Genomic DNA, 19,470 nt, shown 5'->3' with positions numbered 1-19,470 from the left:
GAACCCATTTGCGCAGCGTCTCCGCCGTGCAACCGATCTTCGCCGCGATCGAGCCGATCGCCTCCCACTCCGAGCCGTACTTGCTCTTGTGCTCGAAGACCAGCCGAACCGATCGCTCCCGGACCTCAGGTGAGAACTTGCTCTTCCTTCCCATCGCTCCATCCTCTCAAGGAATGGAGCCTCCGGGAAAGCCGGGGCGATTCACTCACTCGCGCTGCCGGCGATCGTCGTTCCGGCCGAGAGCCAGCAGCCTCTCTGCGAGTCGATCGAGGGCTTCACGTTCTGCATCAGCGGGGAACTCTGGACCGACGGATCCGGATCGGTCGCCGGAGACGGCCTGCTCGAGTTCAGCGGCGATATCGAGGGCGCCCTGGCCGGGGCCTTCTCCGGCAAAGTGTCCGGCGCGGCAGGCGAGCCGCGCCTGAGCCTGACCATGGAGTTCGCGGGCGAGCTCTGGTTCTTGGGCCAGCCGTTGGAGGCGGAGTCGACGCTGCGCGCCAAGTGTGTGCGCGACGTGCAGGCCGGCGGCTTCCTCTGCAGCGGCCAGCAGAAGGTCTGCCTGTCGTACCTGGGCCGGCGGATCTGCGAGTCGGAGCGGGGCATCTTCGTCGTCGAAGAGCAGTCCGGTCCCTGGACGCTCTCGCTCGAGCTCGCGACGGACGGGAGCGGTGTCGTGACCGGCACCGCCACGGTCGATCTCGAGACGGGATCGGTGTTCGAGTACACCGTCACCGGGAAGTACGACGCGCGCCGCGACAGCTCGTCGCTGCGGCTTGCGGGACTCGACGCCGCATCGAGGAGCAAGCTGCGGCTCTCGTCGCTCGCGCTCTCGGGCGGCGCTGCCACGGCCGGGACTCTCGACTACCAGATCGCGGGCCAGAAGGGCCGGGCGACCCTGCCTCTGCCGGCGCCCGTCGTCTTCGTCGGCTCTACCTGTCTGCGGGGCGCCTTCTGCGACACGGCTGCGGACACCGCGAACTTCTTCAGCGGCGCAAGGAACCCCGATCCGTTCCAGGACGAGGCGATCATCATCTACGGATTCTCGGGCTACCCGTAGCGTTCGGCGGCGGGCCCCCCGACACGCCGTTGACAGCGGGCTCGCGCGCGCCAAGCGTTGCCCCGAGTCGAAGGGGAGATCACTCGTGGCGCGCAGCTCGGCATTCCTGGTTCTCGTGCTCGCACTCTCGGCTCCGCTGCGCGCCTCGGCCGATCCGCCTTCCGGCAGCTACACGATCGATCTCCCCGCAGAGCCGGGAATCCTCGTGCCGGCCGAGGCGCAGGCGTCGTACTGCGAGACCGTCGAGGGAATCACGATCTGCCTGAGCGGAGAGCCTGTGACGGACGGCTCCGGAGTGATCAGCGGCGACGCGCAGCTCGAGTTCTCGGGCGAAGTGGAGGGGACGCTCACCGGCTCGTTCGGCGGCAAGGTGTCCGGCGCGGCGGGCCATCCGCGGGTGCGTCTCACGATGGAACTCACCGGAGAGTTCTACTCATGGTGGGAGAACCAGACCTTCGACGTCCAGGTGACCCAGCGCACGAGGTGCGTCCGGGACGAGATCGCCGGCGGCTTCTACTGCCAGGGTCCGCTGCGGACCTGCGCGTCCTTCGAAGGGAGTCGCGTCGGCTGCGGCTCGGTGAGCTCCGGATTCGTGGTCGAGGAGGAGTCCGCCGCTTGGCAGCTCGTCCTCGAGCTTTCGACCGATGAGCGCGGTGTCGTGACCGGCACCGCCACGGTCGAGCTCGAGACCGGGGCGGTGTTCGCGTACACCGTCACCGGGAAGTACGACGCGCGCCGCGACAGCTCGTCGCTTCGCTTGGTCGGCCTCGGTGAAGCCTCACGAAGCAAGCTCCGACTCTCGTCCGCCGTGCTCGCGGGCGGAACCGCGACCGCCGGAACGGTCGACTACCAGATCTCGGGCCAGAAGGGCCGGGCGATCCTGCCGGTCGCTCCCTAGCGGGGGGTCATCTCCCGCAGGCCGCTCGCTTCCCACTCCTTCGAGAGCTGGGTGAGCTTCTTCGAGAACTCCGGGAAGTCGTCGTCGAACGACAGGATGATCTCGGTGGTGCGCGGGATGTCGTCTCCCGAGAGCATGCCGCGGTAGCGATTCAGGTTGGCGAGGATCGCCTCGGCGACCTTCAGCGCGCGCTTCTCGGTCTTGATCAGCGGCGACTGCAGCGTGTAGACGTTGTTCCGGCCCCAGAGGCTCTCGTCGCGCACGATCGCGATCTCGCGGTAGATCCCGTGGATCGGGTCGAAGTTGTACTCGACGCGGACCTCTTTGAAGATGTCGGAGTTGCCGGTGTAGAAGCCGCGCTCCTTCTCGACCTTGCCGAGCTGGCGGCAGCGAGGGCAGTAGAACGTGTCGCCGTGGTTGAGCAGGAATACGCCCTTGGCGTAGTCCTCGCACTCGGTGTTCTCGCAGTAGCCCACGCCACGCTTCATGCGCGCCATCTGACTCGCCCTCCCGAGGCCCTCGGGCCCCGCCGTCTCAACGCTCTCTCTCGGAGCCATCGCTCGCGTCCAGTCCGTCGCCTCGGCCTCGCGAGGCGGCAGCGCCTTCGGCTCTGCCGTGTGTCCGAGCCAACCGAAGCTGATCAACCGAAGCCAGTTCAAAGCGATGGATCCCCGTCGATTTCGATCGTCCACCCAGTCTCGTTCCAACTTCCGTGCCAGACCCGGAGCCAGATTCCGAGATCGCCTCGCCCCGTGGACATTGACGCTCGATGCTGCGTCGGAATTGCGCTCCAAGGAGCCCAGGACGTCTTTGCGTCCTCGATGTCCATCGTGTCCGCGAAGTGGAAGGCCGCTCCCCACGCAGCCGGGCGGCGCTGACGCGGATGACAACGAGAGGGGAAGGGGGAGCTGCGCGCTTCTAGGTGTTCAGGGTGGACGCGGAGGTTGCAGGGGTCTTGAGCCCAGCGCGATTTATCTATAGGGCGCAGCTGTTTGTCAACTGCGCCGTCTCGTCCCGCGAATCAGCGCGAGGCGTGCGGCGCGCAGCCTCAATCCGTAGCCGACGAGCACGACCCCGGTGACCGCGTAAGCAGCGAGCAGGTACGCCACTAGCCGTCTCCTCGCGCGGCGCTCTCGAGCTCTCGAGCCTCGAGCGCTGCCAGCTGCATGCGCCGCGCGACCAGCCAGGCGAAGACCCCGATGAACGCGATGTGCCCCGCGGCGGCCGTCCTGGCCATCTCCGTCGGGAGCCCCTCGCGCGCGGGGTTCGACGGGTGCATGGTGCTGCCCCGAGCGATGTCGACTGCGAAGTACACGAACGGAATCGCGGCGGTACCGATGATCCCGTAGACGGAGGTGAAGGTTCTCGCCGCGTCGCTGCCGAACGCGAGCCCGCGCAGGAACAGATAGGCGACGTAGATGAACCAGAGGATCAGCGTCGAGGTCAGGCGAAGATCCCAGACCCACCAGTGCCCCCAGACCGGCTTCGCCCAGATCGGGCCGACGATCAGCATCAGCGAGCAGAAGACCACGCCGACCTCGGCCCCGCCCAGCGCCAGCTGATCCCAGCTCTCGCGCCGGGTGCGCAGGAAGCCGACCCCGCCCACAGCTGTGAGCGTGAAGCCGAGGTAGGTGGGGATGATCGCCGGGATGTGCACGTAGAAGATCTTCTGGACCAGCCCCTGCACCTGCTCGATGGGAGCGTAGAAGACGACCATCCCCAGCCAGAGCGCGAGCGCCGCGAGCGTCGTCGCGCCGACTCCCCGCGCGCCGTCGGCCCGGCGCTCGACGTCGAAAAAGACCCAGACGAGCCAGCCCGCTGCGAGCGCGACCGAGAGCGCGACGAGCGCCGAGATCAAGCTCAGTCCTCCAGCACGTAGTCGAAGACGAAATAGCCCAGAAGCACGAAGACCCAATCGTACAGCGCGAGAACCGCCCACCAGAGCGGCGGCGCCGCGCGCTCCGCAAGCGCCGCGGCCGTGAGGCTCGAGGCCAGAACCAGAACCGGCAGCACCAAGGGGAAGAGCAGAACCGGGAGCAGGAACTCGCGGAAGCGCACGGCAACCGACATCGCGGAGAGCAGCGTGCCCAGCGCCGCGAGGCCGACGGCTCCCAGCACGCCCGCGCCGAGCGCGGCGAGCCACGCGCCGCTCCAGTCCACGTCCAGGAAGATCGTGAAGAGCAGCCCCGTCCAGAGCAGGGCGCCGATCAGCGCCACGGCGTTCGCGCAGGCCTTGCCGAGGAAGACCCAGCCTCGGTCGACCGGCGCCTGGACGAGAAGCGCGAACGCTCCGCCTTCCGTCTCGGACTGGAACGAGCGCGAGAGCCCGAGCAGCGAGGTGAAGAGCATCACCACCCACAGCAACGCCGGGGACCAGGCGAGCCGCTCCGGCCGCGACGCGGGCACGACGATGGAGAGCATCGCGACCACGAGAAGCGCGAAGACCGCCATGTGCCCGAGGCGATCGCGCGTGCGCAGGTCGAGGAGCAGATCCTTGGCGAGGATCGCGCGGGCGACTTCGAGACCGTTCACGCCGCGGATCCGGCTTCGACGATTCGGCCCGAAACGAGCCGGAGTGTGCGATCGAAGCGCGGCAGCGAGAAGCTCGCCTCGTGCGCGGCCACGACCACGATCGCGCCCGCGTCGCGAAGTCGGCCGACCAGCCGCGTGAGCCGCGCGGCCGATTCCGAATCGAGGCCGTTCCAGGGCTCGTCGAGCAGGAGCAGCTCGGGCGCTCCGAGCAGCGCGCGCGCCAGCCCGGCCCTGCGGCGATAGCCCTGCGAGAGCGTCCGCACGCGCCGGTCCAGAACCGGCTCGAGCGAGAGCTCCGACGCGACGCGGTGTAGCTCTGCCTCGGGGCTTCCGCGCAGCCGCGCGCAGAAGCGCAGATTCTCCGCGACCGTCAGCTCGCCGTAGAGCGAGGCATCCTGCCCGAGGAACCCGACGCGCCCGCGCACCGCCGCTCCGCCGGCCGAGAACGGATCGAGCCCGAAGAGCTCGACGCTCCCGCGTGTCGGCCGCGTGAGCGAGCCCAGCGTTCGCAGCAGCGTGCTCTTGCCCGCGCCGTTTCCACCCGCGAGCCAGACCAGGCTGCCGCGCCCGAGCGAGAGCGTGAGCCGATCGAGCGCGCGAATGGGGCCGTAGTCCTTGCCCACGTCGCGCAGCTCGACCTCGCTCAAAGCGCCTTCCCGCAGCCCGCGCAGAAGCGGTCCGCGGCTCCAGCCACGCGGCCGCAGTCGCAGGCGCGCGCCGGCGCGGCGGGCTCGGATCCGGACGCGCCCGCGGCCTCGAGCGGCATCCGCTCGCGGAACAGCGCGGCGAGCGCCTCGCGGCGCAGGTCTTCGCGCAGCCGGTCGCGATCGTCGGGCGAGAGCTTTCCGGTCTCGAAGTCGTGCTCGAGATCGGCGAGCGCCGACTCGAGCGCGGCCTTCGCGGGGCTCTCCTCTGCGACGTCGCCGGCGCGGGCGCCCGCGCCCCGGCCCGCGATGGCCAGCGGGCGCGCGACGAAGAAGAGCAGCGCTCCCGCGAGCAGCGCCGCGCCGAGCGCCAGCGCGAGCTGCGGCAGCTCGGTGGCAGGCGGCAGGGCGCTCACTCGAAATGGCAGCCGGCCACCCGCGGGGAGCTCGAAGCCGAGGAACGACTGGTAGATCACGTCCTGCTCGCGCGTGGGGCGCGCGGGGTGCAGGCCGCCCGCATCGACGTCGATGCCGAAGTCCTGCACGTAGACGGCGAGCTCCTCGACGGCATCGGGAAGCGCGATCACGGTGTCGAGCGAGGTCTCGCGCGTCTCGAGGTCGTAGGCGAGCTGGAGCGAGAAGCCCTCCGCGCCCGGCAGGACCGGGCCGCGGATCTCCGCGACGCCGTCGCGGATCACGACGCCCTCCGGCAGGCGGCCGAAGACGCCCTCCACGTCGCCGTGACCCGGCGCGAGCGCGACGCGCAGGGCCGGCGCCGCGTCCGGCTCGACGACGACGACCCGGGAATCCGGATTCTCGACCACGGCGCTCTGCTGCACGCGCCAGACGCCCGCGCTGCGCGCGATCACCCACTGCAGCGACTTCAGCCGCAGGCGGCTCGCGTCGCTCGACGTGTCGAAGATCTCGAAGTCGATCGTCTGCGGGCTCACGGGCTCCCCGGGGCGGAACACGGCGCTTCCGCCCGGGAAGACGATCTCGCCGTAGCGAGCGCGGACGAGGTAGGCGGCGGGGGCAGGGAGGTCGTCGAAGTCGTACCTGCCGTCCGGGTCGGTCCGGGTCTCGCGCAGGATCGTCTGCTCGCTCGCGTCGATTCCGATCGCCTGCACGAGCAGACCCGCTGCGGCTTCCGGGCTCGACGGGTGCGAGACCCGGCCGCCGATCTGCGCGGCCTGCGCCGGTGCGCTGGCGAGCAGCGACGCGGCGATCACGAGGCCGAGCGCGCGCAAGGCGATCAAGACTCCCGCTCTCGCGCGGGCTTCGCGGACTTCCCCATCGGCCACAGCAGGAGCGTGTTTCCGACCACGAAAACGAACCCGCCGATCCAGATCCAGTTCACCAGCGGATTGATGAAGACCTTCAGCGCCGCGCTCTGGTCCGGCTCCAGCCCGGCGAGGATCACGTAGAAGTCCTCGCTGAAACGCGAGGCGACCGCCGGGATCGTGGTCGGCTGCTCCTGCTGGAAGTACATCCGCTTCTCGGGCAGGAGCATTCCGATCGGCTTGCCGTCCGCGTGCAGCGCGAGCCGCGCGACCGCGCCGGCGTAGTGCGGGTGATCGACCGGCCGCACCTGCCGGTACTCCAGCGTGTAGCGGCCGAGGCTCCAGCTCTCGCCGGGGGCGAGCAGCTTGGTCTCCTCCAGATTGAACGTCGCACCGGCGAATCCGATGAACATCAGGATCACGGCCAGGTGCACGACGTACCCGCCATAGCGGCGCTGATTGCGCCGGAGCAGCCCATGGATGGCGACCAGTGGATTCTCGCCCCGTCCCATTCGCGCGCGGATCGCGCGGGCGTACTCCTCGAAGATCGTCGCCGCGACGAAGACGCAGAGGGTGAGGAACGCGATCGGGTAGAAGCGCCGCATCCCGAACGCCAGCAGCAACGCCACCGCGAGCAGCGACAGCCCGGCCGGCCACACGAAGCTCTTGCGCAGATTCACCCAGGTTGCGCGCCGCCAGGCGACGAGCGGCCCTACACCGGTCAGGAACAGCAGGAAGATCGCGACCGGACCCGCGTAGCGCTGGAAGAACGGCGGCCCGATCTGCACCTGCACGCCGGTGATCGCCTCGGAGAAGACCGGAAAGAGCGTCCCGTAGAACACGATCACGAGCAGCGCGAGGAATGCGTAGTTGTTGAGCAGGAACGACGCCTCGCGCGAGACGATCGAGTCGAGCCGCGTCTGGCTGCGCAGCTCCGGCACGCGGCTCACCAGCAGCGCCGCATAGCCCACCGCCAGAACCAGCACGTAGCCGAGGAAGAGCTGTCCGAACCAGCCCGCGTTGGCGAAGCTGTGTACCGACTGCACCACGCCGCTTCGGGTGAGGAACGTGCTGAACACGCAGAGCGTGTAGGCCAGTCCGATCAGCGCGAAGTTCCAGACCTTCAGCATGCCGCGCTTCTCCTGGATCATCACCGAGTGGAGAAACGCCCCCCCCGCGAGCCAGGGCATGAGCGAGGAGTTCTCGACCGGATCCCAGGCCCAGTAGCCGCCCCAGCCCAGGACCTCGTACGCCCAGCGTCCGCCGAGCATCAGGCCCATGCCGAGGAAGAACCACGCGGTGAGCGACCAGCGCCGCGTGGTCTCGAACCAGGCCGTGCCGAGCTCGCCGGTGATCAGCGCCGCGCAGGCGAACGCGAACGGAACCGAGAAGCCGATGAATCCGATGTACAGCACGGGTGGGTGGATCATCATCGCGGGGTGCTGCAGCAGCGGGTTCATGCCCTGGCCGCTCGACCAGGCCGAGCCGGGCGGCAGCGCTTCGAACGGATTCGAGACGAACGAGCAGAGCGCCGCGAAGAAGACCACGTTCAGCATCATCACCGCGATCACCCACGGCATGAGCGTGCGGTTGCGGCGCCGGTTCTGCGCGACGGCGAGGAAGCCCATCAGGCCGAGCATCCAGGTCCAGAGCAAGAGCGAGCCGGCCTGACCGCCCCAGAGCGCGACCTTGAACAGCCACGGCTGCTCGCGCGTGGAGATCGAAGCTACGAACGCCAGGTCGAAGCGGTCGCCGAGCAGCGCGGCTTCGAGCCCGATCATGGCAGTCGAGAGCAGCACGAAGACCGCCACCGCGCCGCGTTCGGCGCTCGCCACCAGCGCGGGGCTGCGGCGCAGTCCACCGAGCACGCCGAGCACTCCCGCCCAGACGGCGAAGAACACGGAGACGTAGAGGGCGAGCCCTCCGAGCGCGACGAGAAGCGTGACGATCAATCGGACTCCGGACCGCGCGCGCCGGCGCGCAGCTCTAGGTGCTCTCTCCGGGCGGCTTCGCCTCGTACTTCGACGGGCACTTCGCCATCACGCGGTCGGCCAGGAACGTTCCCGACGCGTAGCGTCCTTCGAGCACGACCTCGGCCCCGTCCTTGAACAGGTCCGGCACGTCGAGCCCCTGATAGCGAACCGCGAGCGCCTGCCCGCCTGCCTGATCGGCGACATGGAAGTCGACGTGGCCCGCGGCCATGTCCTTCGATATCGAGCCCGAGACGACGAAGCCGTGCACGCGCGCGGCGAGGTCGGCGGTCTCCGCGCTCGGCGCCGAGACGAACGAGCCCACGTCGGAGTAGTAGCGGAACGTCCCTTCGCCCGAGGAGCCGAGCGTCAGCACCAACGCGAGCCCGGCGCAAACCGAGAACGCTGCGAGCGCAATCTGCACGCCTTTGCTCATGCGAACTCCCGTGCAGCCCCGTGCGGGAATGGGCAGCGAGGCTAACTTCGGCCCCAAGCAGCGTCAATCGCGGGCGCACGAGGAGCGCGACTTGGACGCAGACCTGGCGATCGATGCCGCAGACCGGAGCTTGTTTCCGAGCGAGGGCCTGCCCGAGGTGGCCATCATCGGTCGCTCGAACGTCGGCAAGTCGACGCTGATCAACAAGCTCGTCGGGCGCAAAGGCCTGGCGCGGACCAGCAACTCTCCCGGTCGGACCCGGCGCGTGCACTTCTACCTGGTCGAGAAGCGCATGTACCTGGTCGACCTGCCGGGCTACGGCTACGCGGCGATCAGCAAGCAGGAGCGGCGCGCTTTCGCGCCGCTGGTCGACTCGTATCTCGCCGCGGGTCGCGAGTCGCTGCGCGGCGCGCTCGTGCTCGTCGACGTGCGCCGCGGCGCGCAGGACGAGGAACGCGAGCTCGTCGTCTGGCTTCGCGAGGTGGGAATCGACGCGCGCGCGGTGCTCACCAAGTGCGACAAGCTCGGCCGGGGCGAGCTCGAGCGCGAGCGCCGCGCGCTGGCGACGTCGCTCGGGCTTCCGCTCGAGCGCGTCGCGGCGGTCTCGGCGAAGACCGGAGCGGGGCTCGGCGCGCTCGCCGCGTGGCTGCTCGAGTGGAGCGGCCTCGAGTTCCGCCGCCCGGACGGCGGGCCGCTCTAGCGGAACAGGTCGCGCGCGGGATCTCGGAGCAGATCGCGCAGGCTCCCGCGCCCTTCGATCGCGACGCCCTCGACCCAGACCGCGGGCTGGCCCTTGTCCTTCTCCATCAGCAGCCCGGCGGCCGCCGCGATCTGGTCGGCGCGCGCCATCACGGTCACCTGCAGCTCGCGCCCGGCGCGGTCGGTCTGGCCGATGTAGTCGCGAAGCGGCGCGAGGCCGGCGACGCCGATCGCGACGTCGACCAGGCCCTCGCGCCAGGGACGCCCGAACGTGTCGCTGATGATCACGGCGCGCGATGGCCCGAGCGCCGCCCGGATCCGCTCGGCGCTGGCGTCGGGATCGAGCGGGAGCAGCACGGCCAGGTCGTCGCCCGGCGCGTTCGATAGGTCGACGCCGGAGTTCGCGCAGATCAGCCCGTGCTTCGTCTCGGTGATCAGCACGCCCGGCGCGGTGCGCACCACGCGCTTCGACTCGCGCAGCACCAGCTCCGTGTGCCGCGGCTCCTTGCCGAGCTCGCGCGCGAGCTCGAGCGCGCGCGGCGACGGCGAGATCTCTGACAGGCGCACGATCCGACCCTCGGCCTTCGAGACGATCTTCTGCGCCACGACCAGGATTCCCGGGCCGGGCGGGACGAGCGCGGCCAGCCGCGCCGGCAGGTCGTCGCCGATCGGGATCTCGGGCAGGCCTTCGAGCGCGGTCAGTCGAATCGACGTCATCGCAGCAGCTCCCGGAGCAGCGCGGCGGTGCGGCCGGCGCTGTTGGAGGTCGCCAGCCGCTCGGCGTCCTCGGGTGTGTCGAGATCGGTGCGCGCGCTCTGCGCGAGCGAGCCGAGCACGATGGCGCCGACCCCTCGCTCGCGCGCCGCGGCCTCGTGCGCGGCGCAGCTCTCCGGCCCGAAGCGCGCGGGAATCACCAGCGGCGGCCGGCGCAGCAGCAGCGCCGTCCCGCCGTCGGCGGCGGGTGCGATCACGACCGGCGCACGCTCGCCCGCGGCGACCACCTCGTCTACGTCGCGGCCGCGCAGAAGCGGAAGGTCGCCGAGCGAGACCAGCAGCGCGTCGTACCCTGCGGCCGCGCACTCGGACGCGGCCGCGTCGATCGCCTCGTTCAGTCCGGGATCGGGCACGCGCAGCATGACCTCCGCGCCGCTCGCGCGCGCCGCGTCGGCGACCGCGGCGTCGTCGGTCAGCACGAAGACGCGCTCGACGCGTTCGGCGTCGGAAAGCGCTCCGAGCACGTCCGCGACCAGAGCGCGCAGGATCCGCTCGACCGACGCGTCGTCGAAGCGCGAGCGCAGACGTCGCTTCGCGCGCGAGAAGTCCTTCACCGGCACCGCCGCGGCCACCCTCAAGAGCGCGCTCCCGCGAGCTCGAGGACGCTTCGCGCCAGGTCTGCCGCGATCTCGGGCGTGCGCATGAGCGTCTCCTCGACCCGGACGTCCAGGCCCAGGCGCAGGATCGCGTCTCGCTCGTGCGCGTCGCGCCGGTCGATCACCATTCCGCGGCAGAACGAGCGGTACAGCTTTGCCACGCCCGCCGAGGAGACCTCGGCGCCGACCGCGCGCAGCAGGCGATCGGCGGGGCCCTTCACCGGCGCGCCCCCGACGAGCGGCGAGATCGACACCGCGTCGTGTCGCGCCTCGAGCAGGTCCCGCACCCCCGGAAGCGCCAGGATCGTGCCGATCGAGACGACCGGATTCGACGGGCAGACGATCACGGTCTCGGCGCGGGCGAGCGCCTCGAGCACGCCCGGTCCCGGCGCGCAGGCGGCGGCGGCCGAGAGATCGACTTCGGACAGGTCGTCGGGCGCGCGGTCCCGGACCATGTACTCCTCGAAGTCGCAGCGCGTCCCGTCCGCGCGCACCACGCGCGTCGGCGCGTCGCCCTCGGTCATCGGCAGCAGCTCCGCGGTCACGCCAAAGGCGCTCGCGAGCTCGCGCGTCACCTGCGCGAGCCCGATCCCGCCCCGCAGGCGCTCGCTGCGATGGATGTGCGTGGCCAGGTCGCGATCACCGAGCCTGAACCAGACGTCGCCGCGCAGCCGGCGCAGCGCGTCCAGACACGCAGTGGTGTCGGAGCGGAATCCCCAGCCGGTCTCCGGGTCGACCACGCCCGCGAGGGTGTAGGTGACGATGTCGAGATCCGGACACACGCGCAGGCCGAAGAAGTCGCGGTCGTCGCCGGTGTTGACGATCACGGTGAGCTCCTCCGGCGGCAGCACGCGGACGAGTCCCGAGAGAAAGCGGGCGGCACCGACCCCACCGGCGAGCGCGACGACGCGGCGGCTCATGCGCGCCTTAGGGCACCGTCTCCGCGCGCAGCGCCTCGAGCTCGGCCTGCAGCCGCGGCAGCCGCTCGGCGATCTCGCGCACGCCCGGATCCGACGCGAGCTCGGCGCTGTCCCAGCGCTTGGTCGAGATCAGCTGTCGCAGCGTCTCGCGGTCGGTCGCGATCCGCGCTTCGAGGTCGGCGAGCTCCGCCGCGCGCGGATCGCCGGGCGCGAGCGCCGGCGCGAGCGGCGGCCCGGGAAAGACCGGCGGGCCCGACGGGGCGGGCGGAGTCGCGCGGGCGGCAGGCTCGGGCGAAGCCGGCTCGGGCGCACTCGGGAGCGGAGTGGCGGCTCGGCTCGGCGCGTTCGAGATGCGCGGCCCCGGCCTGCGGCTCGGCCGCGCGACGATCGCGTGGGCGCTGTCGCGATGGCGGCGGGGAATCGTCTCGGGATCCGTCGTGTAGTGAGTCACGCCGAGCTCGTCGACCCAGCGATACACGTCCGCGCGGCTGCTCTGCGCCGCGAGGCAGAGAGCCAGCGCGAGCAGCAGTCGGAGGGCGTGGCGCAGCACGCGCGGATTCTACGGCCCGACCCAGGGGCGATCAACCGAGCGCGCGCGTGGAGCGCGCGCCACGGCAGCCCCGCGAGCGGTTCACATCGCGTCGCGCCGACGCGGATCCGACCGCTTCGCGAGGCCGCGCACGACGGCACGCGCCTTGCGATGGCGCTCGGCATGTCCGCGACCCTCGCAGTCCTGCTGGCTCTGGCGCTTCCCGATTCGCTTCTGCCGCGCTGGGACGACGCCGCGCCGCCCGCCGCGCCGACGAAGCTGGTCGCGCGTCCGGGCGCGCTTCTGCTCGGCACCGACTCCGGGCTCTACGAGCGGCGCGGAGCATCGCGCAGCTGGCGGCTCGTGCTGGCTCGCGAGGACGTGCGCGATCTCGCGCCGACCGACGCGGGCGCGCTCGTCGCGAGCGGCGGAAGGCTCTTCGAGTGGAGCGCCGAGCGCGGAGACGCGCGCGAGCTGTCTCTCGGAGCCGGCGCCGAGGCGCGCGCCGTCGCGATCGACGCACGCGGCACCGCCTGGGTCGCGAGCGCGACCGGACTGTACCGGCGCAGCGCGGGAACGGCCGATTTCGTTCGCGAGCTGTCGATCCCGTCGGGAGAGGTGACCGGGGTCGCGAGCGCGGGCGAGACGCTCTGGGTCGCGGCCGACGGAGCGCTCTGGTCGGGCTCGGACGCGCGCGGGTTCGCGCGCCGCGTAGGTGGCCTCGAGGAGGGCTGGTGGGAGCTCTGCGGCGCGGTCGAAACCGCGGCTGCGACGCTTCTCTGTGTACCCGCCGGAATCTGGAGACTCGGCGCGGCCGAGGCCAGCCGGATCGAGCTCGGCGTCGGCCGGCTCTTCGCGCTCGCCGCCGCGGGCGAGCGCGTCTTCGTGGCGGGGGAGGGGGGGCTGCAGGCCTTCGCGGGCGGCGAGCCGATCGCCGGCGCGGGAAGGCAACAGCTCGCGATTCCCGCCGTCGGCCTGGCCGTCGACCGCGGCGATCTTCTCGTCGCGACCGAGCGCGGGATCGCGTCGTTCGCTCTGGCCGCGGGTCGGCGCGAGTCGGAGTCCGAGCGGAACCTGCGCATCGCGCCCAGACGAGCTCGGTCGTCGCAGATCCAGCAGCTCCAGCGCGCGGCGCTCGCGTATCTCGAGCTGTCGCCGCAGCGCCTGGTCGAGATCGAGTCGCGCGCTCGCCGCGGCGCGCTGCTGCCGGCGCTCAGCGCCTCGCTCTTCTACGACCGGGACACCTCGCGCGGCGTCGACCACGACCAGGTCTTCACGTCGGGCGTCCACGCGCAGCTCTTCGACTCGGACAACCGTCGCAACCACGGCTACGACGTCGGCGTCTCGCTGGTCTGGAAGCTCTCCGAGCTCGCATCGCCGGACGATGCGCTTGCGATCTCCCGCGAGCGCCGCAGCCTGGTCACGCTTCGCGACCAGGTGCTGGAGCGCGTGAACCATCTGTACTTCCAAAGGCTCCGGCTGCTGGCGGAGCTCGACTCGCTCGGGGGCGAGGACGAGGCGAAGCGCGCGGCGCTCGAGCTCGACGCGGCCGAGATCGCCGCGCAGCTCGATGCCTGGAGCGGCGGCGCGTTCTCGCGCCTCGATTCGAACTCACCCCTCCACGAATGAAGGGAACCCTGATGAATCGGATTCGAACGAAGGGGGTCGTGGCCGCGGTGCTCGCGGCCGGCTCTCTGCTCGCATCGCCGTCCGGGGCGGTCCAGATCAGCGAGCTGCTCTACGACGCGGTCGGCAGCGACAACGGCACGATCTTCGTCGAGCTCTGGGGCGTGCCCGGCACGTCGCTCGAGGGCTGGCGGATCGAGGGTGTGAATGGCGCGGATGGCGCGATCGGCCCGATCGTCACGCTGTCAGGCGCGATCCCTGCGGACGGCTTCTTCGTCGTGGCGGATTCCGACGCCGGCACGACGCTCGTCGCCAACGCCGACCTGCTCGCCAACTTCGACTTCCAGAACGGCCCCGACTCGATCGTGCTCAGAAACGCGCTCGGCGAGCTGCTCGATTCGCTCGGCTACGGCGTGTTCGGCGCGGCGGAGATCTTCGCGGGCGAGGGCAGCCCCGCCCCCGACGGTGCGCCCGGGCAGAGCCTCGCGCGCATCTACGCCAACGTCGACAGCAACGACAACTCGGCGGACTTCGCGCTCTTCGACAGCCCGACGCCGGGCAGCGGTCCGCTCGCGCTGCCGGAGCCGGTCGCCGTCGCGCCGCTTCTGCTCTTCGCCTGCGGGCTCGGCCTCGCGCGCTCGAGGCACTCGCGTCCCCCCTCGGCGGTCGGGTAGGACCGCCCCTCCCTGGGGTGGTCCGGAGCTCTTCCGACTCCGGGCCACCCCTCTTCGGGCGCACTTCGGGTGCGCGGGCGCGGCGCCGATACGTTGCGGGGCCGGGATGCGTCTCGCACAATCGGCCGCGGAGGGGTGAGAGAGGCGATGGTCGGCGGCTTCAACACGAACATCCGCTACAGCGGGCAGATCTTTCACGTCCAGACCGAGGACGGCGGAACCGAGAGCCCGAGCATCGTCACGCTGCTGTACCGCGGCGGAGCGATTCTGTTCTCGAAGAAGACCAGCTACGCGGATCAGCTCGGCGACGCCGACCGCGAGTCGGTCGTGCGCCAGCTCATGGAGGCGCAGCACGGCGCGATGGTGCAGGCGCTGAAGTCCGGCAAGCTCGACGAGCGGATCGGGGTCGCTTCCGCCGACGCGCAGACCCGCCCGCCGGTGGTCGCCAAGCGCGCGGCGGAGTTCGGCGCCGGTCTGATCTCGCGCCGCTCGCTCGACGAAGTGATCCTCGCGCATCTCGCCGGGCGCTAGAACCACCCGGCTTCGCCTCCCCTCCAGGAGCTGAGGCGAGCATGATCCAGATGTACCACGTCGACCTGCGCTACGCGGGCGGGGCGTACGGCCTGCGCGACATCTCGCTCACGCTCGAACGAGGCGAGTTCGCCTTCCTGACCGGCTCGAGCGGAGCCGGCAAGACGTCGCTCTTGCGGCTGCTCTTCGGCGCGGAGCAGCCGAGCGCCGGACAGATCCTCGTCGCGGGCCGGAACATCACGCGGATCCGGGCCGCGCAGGTGCCGGTGCTGCGGCGGCAGATCGGCGTGATCTTCCAGGACTTCAAGCTCCTGCCCGAGCGGACGGTCTTCGAGAACGTGGCGATCGCGCTCGAGATCGCGGGCACCGCCAAACGCGAGATCCGCACCCGCGTCTGGAGCCTGCTGAAACGTCTGGGCCTGGGGCACCGGATCGACCATCGCCCGCGCACGCTCTCGGGCGGCGAGCAGCAGCGCGTGGCGATCGCGCGCGCGCTCGTGAACGATCCCCCGCTGCTCCTGGCCGACGAGCCGACCGGAAATCTCGACCCCGAGCTCGCGCTCGACATCATGGACATCATCGCCGACGCGCACGCGCGCGGAACCACCGTGATCGTCGCCACGCACGATCCGACGCTGCTCGAGCGCTACCGCCATCGCCGGATCGTGCTCGAAGCGGGGCGGCTGGTCGCGGACCGCGCGCCCGAGACCTACGGCGTGGGCGCGCGCGGACTCGGAGCGACGCGAAGTTGATCGACGTCCGCTCGCTGCGCCGGCTTGCCGCATCGCTGCGCTCGGGGCTGCGCGGCGCGCGCGAGCGGCCGCTGGTCTTCGGGCTCTCGGTTGCGACGATGGCGGCAGGGCTGCTCGTGCTCGGCACCTACCTGCTGATCGCCGCGAACCTGCGCGGCGTGCTCGACCGCGTCGGCGCGGATTTCCGTCTGGTCGCGTTCTCCTCGATCGGCGCGTCGGCTGCGCCGGGTGAGATCGAGGCGCTCGGCTCGCGCCTGCGCGCGCTCCCGGGCGTGTCGGACTCGCGCTACGTGACGCCCGACGAGGCGATGGCGCGGCTCCGCGGCGATCTCGGCGAGGACGCGAGCGTTCTCGACGGAATGGCGAAGAACCCGCTGCCGGCGTCCTTCGAGCTCGTGATCGCGGCCGACCGGCGCGATCCGACCGAGCTACGCGCGCTCGCCGCGGCGGTCTCCGCCGTCCCCGGCGTGAGTGAGGTGCGCTTCGGCGAGGCCTGGGTCGAGGGCTACGCGCGCGTCGTGCGCATGATCGACTGGCTCGGGGTGGGGCTCGGCACGTTCCTCGTGCTCGTGCTCGGAGCGATCGTCGCGGGAACGGTGCGGCTGTCGGTCCACGCGCGCGCAGACGAGATCCAGATCCAGCGGCTCGTCGGCGCGGGTGGCCTGTTCGTGCGACTTCCGTTCTATCTGGAGGGCGCGCTTCAGGGCGGGCTCGCCGCGCTCGCGGCGCTCGCGCTGCTCTGGCTCCTGCACGCGCTGGGCATGCCGCTTCTCGGCGACGCGCTCGCCTGGCTGGTCGGCGCGCAGACGCTGGTCTTCTTCGGCTCGCTCGAGGCGGCCGGTCTGGTGGCTCTGGGCGTCCTGCTCGGGCTGGGCGGCGCGCTGATGTCGCTGTTCAGCCTCGAGGACCGCCCGTGACCGGACTCGCGCGGGTCGCGGCGCTCGCGGCGGCGCTCGTCGCGATCTGTGGCGCCACCTCCGCCGGAGCCGCGGACCCCGGACAACGGCTCGAGAGCCTGCGCAAGGAGATCGAGGAGCGCGAGGCGCGCGCGCGCGAGCTCGGCGCGGAAGCCGAGGGCTACCTCGGCGAGATCGAGGCGGTCGACCGCGAGCTCGTCGAGACGCGGCGCGGCGCCGCGCTCCTGCGCGAGCGGGAGCGCGAAGCGACACGCGAGCTCGGTCTCGCGCGCGACGGCGCGAAGAAGGCCGCGGCCGCGCTCGCCGCGACCGACCGCGCGCTCGAGCAGAGGCTGGTCGCGCTCTACAAGTGGAACGCGACGGGGGGCATCGCCTCGATGTGGTCCGCCGGCGACTTCGCGAGCTTCGCGCGCCGCCGCGAGGGGATGGCGCGGATCCTCGCGCAGGACCGCGCGCTGTTCGCCCGCCACGAGCGCGAGCGAGCCGAGTTCGAGGCGAGGCGACGCGAGGGCGAGCTGCTGCTCCGCGAGGCGTCCGACGCGCGGCGCGAGGCGCTGGCGCGCGAGGAGCGCGCGCGATCGCGCCTGGTCGAGCGCCGCAACATGGTCGGGCTGCTGCGCACGCGAGCCGAGCGCGAGGAGAAGGCCGCGGCCGAGCTGCGCGAGGCCGCCGGCCGGCTCGAGGACGCGATCCGGCGTCTGCCGAAGAGCGAGCCCGGCGCGCCGGCCTCGCGGAGCCCGGGTCTCGCGCCCGGGATCGGGTCGGGTCTGGTCCGCGGCCAGACGTCCCGGCCGGTCGCCGGTCGCACGCGCGCGGGCTTCGGCCGGCAGATCGATCCGGAGTTCCAGACCAAGACGCTTCGCACCGGGATCGAGATCGAGGCCCCGGCCGGCGCTCCGGTCCTGGCGGTCGGTCCGGGCCGCGTGCTCTTCGCCGGCTGGTTCCGGGGCTACGGCCAGATGGTGATCGTGGACCACGGTTCTGGCGATCTGTCGGTTTCGGGCTATCTGGACGCGGTCCACGTAGCGGCCGGCGACAGTGTCGCGCTCGGCCAGCCGATCGGATCGGTGGGCGAGACTGGATCGGCGTCCGGACCCGGGCTTTACTTCGAGATTCGACACGACGGAAAGGCCGTCGACCCGGCGCTCTGGCTAGGGAAATGAGCTCCACCGAGGAAGGCATCCATGAGCACGAAACGAAGCGCACTCGGCAAGATGATCCGGATCGCGGCCCCGCTCGCGCTGCTGGCGGCGCTGGTCGCGGGCGGCGCGCAGTCGCTGCGCTCGAGCCCGACCGGGCCGAGCTACGAGGATCTCTCGCTGCTGACGAACGTCCTGCACCTGGTGCGGCAGCACTACGTGAAGGACGTCGACGAGCACCAGCTCGTCGAAGGCGCGCTGAAGGGAATGCTCGACACGCTCGATCCCCACACCTCGTACCTCTCGCGCGATCTGTACAAGGAGATGCAGCGCGACACGAAGGGTGAGTTCGAGGGCCTCGGCATCGAGATCACCAAGGGCGACGGCGAGAAGGGCGACGGCTTCGTGACCGTGGTCGCTCCGATCGACGGCACGCCCGCGGCGCTCGCCGGTCTGCAGGCCAAGGACCAGATCGTCGCGGTCTGCCCCGATGCCACCGAGAAGTCGTGCAAGGGCACGCAGGACATGAACCTGCTCGAGGCCGTGAAGATGATGCGCGGCCCGCGCGGCACCAAGATCATGATCCAGATCCTGCGCTCGGGCTGGAACCAGCCCAAGCCGTTCATCATCAAGCGCGCGTCGATCCGGGTCTCGAGCGTGCAGCTGCACATGATCGAGAAGGATCTCCCGTACGTGCGCATCTCGCAGTTCCAGGAGCGCACCGCCGAAGACCTGCAGGACGCGCTGAAGCTGGCGCACGCGAAGGCGGGTGGGCCGCTGCGCGGGCTCGTGCTCGACCTGCGCGACAATCCGGGCGGGCTGCTCGATCAGGCCGTCAAGGTCGGCGACGTCTGGCTCGAGAGTGGCCTGATCGTCTTCTCCGAGGGGCGCAGCGGCGGCAATCGCATGGAGTGGCACGCCAAGCGCGAGGGCACCGAGGGCGAGTACCCGATGATCGTGCTCGTGAACGGCGGCAGCGCGTCGGCCTCGGAGATCGTCTCGGGCGCGCTCCAGGACCACAAGCGCGCGCTCCTGCTCGGCTCGCAGACCTTCGGCAAGGGCTCGGTGCAGACCATCATCCCGCTGGAAGACGGGTCGGGCCTGCGCCTGACCACGGCGCTCTACTACCTGCCGAGCGGCCGCTCGATCCAGGAGGTGCGCGTGCAGCCCGACGTCCTGGTCGAGCCGTTCAGCGAGGCGGAGCTCACCGCGGCGCAGGAGTCCCGAACCCAGGAGCGCCGCCGCTCCACCGGCGAGGTCGACCTCGAGGGTCACTTCGAGAACAAGCCCGGTGCAGGCGCCGGAGCAAAGGAAACCGCGCCGATTCCCGAGCCGATCGCAGAGCCGGAGGGCGAGCCCGCCAATACCGAAGAGGCAAAGGAAGCGCGCTTCCAGCAGCAGCTCGGCATCGACCGGCAGCTGACCCGAGCCGTCGAGCTCCTCAAGAGCTGGACCATCTTCTCCAAACTCACCTCCGAAGGCGGCGCCTGACGATC

Annotated in this window: 21 protein-coding genes; 10 read left to right on the top strand and 11 right to left on the bottom strand. The window is 71.1% G+C overall.

Annotation, left to right across the window (positions count from 1 at the left end; all coding sequences use genetic code 11):
- Positions 1-154: IS3 family transposase (locus tag FJ108_00670; protein ID MBM4334411.1), on the bottom strand; the 154-nt coding region annotated here is incomplete at its 3' end.
- A 279-nt stretch (positions 155-433) separates the two neighbouring features.
- Here FJ108_00670 and FJ108_00665 point away from each other — a divergent pair.
- Positions 434-1,057, top strand: a complete 624-nt coding sequence (locus tag FJ108_00665) for a hypothetical protein (GenBank protein ID MBM4334410.1) — start codon at positions 434-436, stop codon at positions 1,055-1,057.
- 85 nt (positions 1,058-1,142) lie between these two features.
- Positions 1,143-1,955, top strand: a complete 813-nt coding sequence (locus FJ108_00660; GenBank protein ID MBM4334409.1) for a hypothetical protein — start codon at positions 1,143-1,145, stop codon at positions 1,953-1,955.
- On the opposite strand, the gene FJ108_00655 is transcribed toward FJ108_00660, so the two are convergent.
- The 6 genes from FJ108_00655 to FJ108_00630 all read right to left on the bottom strand — a co-directional run bounded on the left by FJ108_00655 (position 1,952) and on the right by FJ108_00630 (position 8,817).
- On the bottom strand, positions 1,952-2,443 hold the full coding sequence (locus FJ108_00655; GenBank protein ID MBM4334408.1) for a hypothetical protein: 492 nt from the start codon (positions 2,441-2,443) through the stop codon (positions 1,952-1,954). The two genes, FJ108_00660 and FJ108_00655, sit on opposite strands and share 4 nt — an antisense overlap.
- 620 nt (positions 2,444-3,063) lie before the next feature.
- On the bottom strand, positions 3,064-4,098 hold the full coding sequence (locus tag FJ108_00650) for a hypothetical protein (GenBank protein MBM4334407.1): 1,035 nt from the start codon (positions 4,096-4,098) through the stop codon (positions 3,064-3,066).
- Entirely contained in the window at positions 3,816-4,661 is an 846-nt protein-coding gene (locus tag FJ108_00645) for a hypothetical protein (GenBank protein MBM4334406.1), read from the bottom strand. Before FJ108_00645 ends, FJ108_00650 begins: the two co-directional genes overlap by 283 nt.
- Positions 4,484-6,004, bottom strand: a complete 1,521-nt coding sequence (locus tag FJ108_00640) for an ABC transporter ATP-binding protein (protein ID MBM4334405.1) — start codon at positions 6,002-6,004, stop codon at positions 4,484-4,486. Before FJ108_00640 ends, FJ108_00645 begins: the two co-directional genes overlap by 178 nt.
- Before the next feature lie 379 nt (positions 6,005-6,383).
- Positions 6,384-8,363 carry a heme lyase CcmF/NrfE family subunit gene (locus tag FJ108_00635; protein ID MBM4334404.1) on the bottom strand — a complete coding sequence of 660 codons (1,980 nt, stop codon included), beginning with the start codon at positions 8,361-8,363 and terminating at the stop codon, positions 6,384-6,386.
- Positions 8,364-8,397: 34 nt separating this feature from the next.
- On the bottom strand, positions 8,398-8,817 hold the full coding sequence (locus FJ108_00630; protein ID MBM4334403.1) for a cytochrome c maturation protein CcmE: 420 nt from the start codon (positions 8,815-8,817) through the stop codon (positions 8,398-8,400).
- Between FJ108_00630 and FJ108_00625 the strand changes: the two genes are divergently transcribed.
- Positions 8,816-9,517 (top strand): YihA family ribosome biogenesis GTP-binding protein, encoded by a 702-nt coding sequence (locus FJ108_00625; GenBank protein MBM4334402.1) that lies wholly within the window; start codon positions 8,816-8,818, stop codon positions 9,515-9,517. The two genes, FJ108_00630 and FJ108_00625, sit on opposite strands and share 2 nt — an antisense overlap.
- Here FJ108_00625 and cofE read toward each other — a convergent pair.
- From cofE to FJ108_00605, 4 genes are read right to left on the bottom strand one after another with little or no spacing between them, the layout of a single operon-like run.
- A complete protein-coding gene (cofE, locus tag FJ108_00620; GenBank protein ID MBM4334401.1) occupies positions 9,514-10,233 on the bottom strand; it encodes a coenzyme F420-0:L-glutamate ligase in 720 nt (239 codons plus the stop codon). The genes FJ108_00625 and cofE overlap by 4 nt on opposite strands.
- Positions 10,230-10,868 carry a 2-phospho-L-lactate guanylyltransferase gene (gene cofC, locus FJ108_00615; GenBank protein ID MBM4334400.1) on the bottom strand — a complete coding sequence of 213 codons (639 nt, stop codon included), beginning with the start codon at positions 10,866-10,868 and terminating at the stop codon, positions 10,230-10,232. The genes cofE and cofC overlap by 4 nt, the downstream gene beginning before the upstream one ends.
- Positions 10,865-11,806, bottom strand: a complete 942-nt coding sequence (locus FJ108_00610; protein ID MBM4334399.1) for a 2-phospho-L-lactate transferase — start codon at positions 11,804-11,806, stop codon at positions 10,865-10,867. Before FJ108_00610 ends, cofC begins: the two co-directional genes overlap by 4 nt.
- Positions 11,807-11,813: 7 nt before the next feature.
- The gene (locus FJ108_00605; protein MBM4334398.1) at positions 11,814-12,356 is read right to left on the bottom strand and encodes a DUF4124 domain-containing protein; all 543 of its coding nucleotides are present in this window, start codon (positions 12,354-12,356) and stop codon (positions 11,814-11,816) included.
- Here FJ108_00605 and FJ108_00600 point away from each other — a divergent pair.
- From FJ108_00600 to FJ108_00570, 7 genes are all read left to right on the top strand, one after another.
- Positions 12,345-13,964: a hypothetical protein gene (locus FJ108_00600; protein ID MBM4334397.1), complete on the top strand. Its 1,620-nt coding sequence runs from the start codon at positions 12,345-12,347 to the stop codon at positions 13,962-13,964. The genes FJ108_00605 and FJ108_00600 overlap by 12 nt on opposite strands.
- Positions 13,965-13,975: 11 nt before the next feature.
- Positions 13,976-14,635 carry a lamin tail domain-containing protein gene (locus FJ108_00595; protein MBM4334396.1) on the top strand — a complete coding sequence of 220 codons (660 nt, stop codon included), beginning with the start codon at positions 13,976-13,978 and terminating at the stop codon, positions 14,633-14,635.
- A 147-nt stretch (positions 14,636-14,782) separates the two neighbouring features.
- On the top strand, positions 14,783-15,166 hold the full coding sequence (locus tag FJ108_00590; protein ID MBM4334395.1) for a hypothetical protein: 384 nt from the start codon (positions 14,783-14,785) through the stop codon (positions 15,164-15,166).
- Positions 15,167-15,207: 41 nt separating this feature from the next.
- Positions 15,208-15,918 (top strand): cell division ATP-binding protein FtsE, encoded by a 711-nt coding sequence (ftsE, locus tag FJ108_00585; protein ID MBM4334394.1) that lies wholly within the window; start codon positions 15,208-15,210, stop codon positions 15,916-15,918.
- Positions 15,915-16,835 (top strand): hypothetical protein, encoded by a 921-nt coding sequence (locus FJ108_00580; GenBank protein MBM4334393.1) that lies wholly within the window; start codon positions 15,915-15,917, stop codon positions 16,833-16,835. Before ftsE ends, FJ108_00580 begins: the two co-directional genes overlap by 4 nt.
- The gene (locus tag FJ108_00575) at positions 16,832-17,998 is read left to right on the top strand and encodes a hypothetical protein (protein MBM4334392.1); all 1,167 of its coding nucleotides are present in this window, start codon (positions 16,832-16,834) and stop codon (positions 17,996-17,998) included. Before FJ108_00580 ends, FJ108_00575 begins: the two co-directional genes overlap by 4 nt.
- Positions 17,999-18,019: 21 nt before the next feature.
- Complete coding sequence (locus FJ108_00570) at positions 18,020-19,465, top strand: S41 family peptidase (GenBank protein MBM4334391.1); 1,446 nt, start codon at positions 18,020-18,022, stop codon at positions 19,463-19,465.
- Positions 19,466-19,470 lie beyond the last annotated feature (5 nt).

It is taken from the genome of Deltaproteobacteria bacterium (assembly GCA_016875225.1).
In the GTDB taxonomy this organism is placed as follows: domain Bacteria; phylum Myxococcota_A; class UBA9160; order SZUA-336; family SZUA-336; genus VGRW01.
This window is presented reverse-complemented; position numbering and strand designations above follow the sequence as displayed.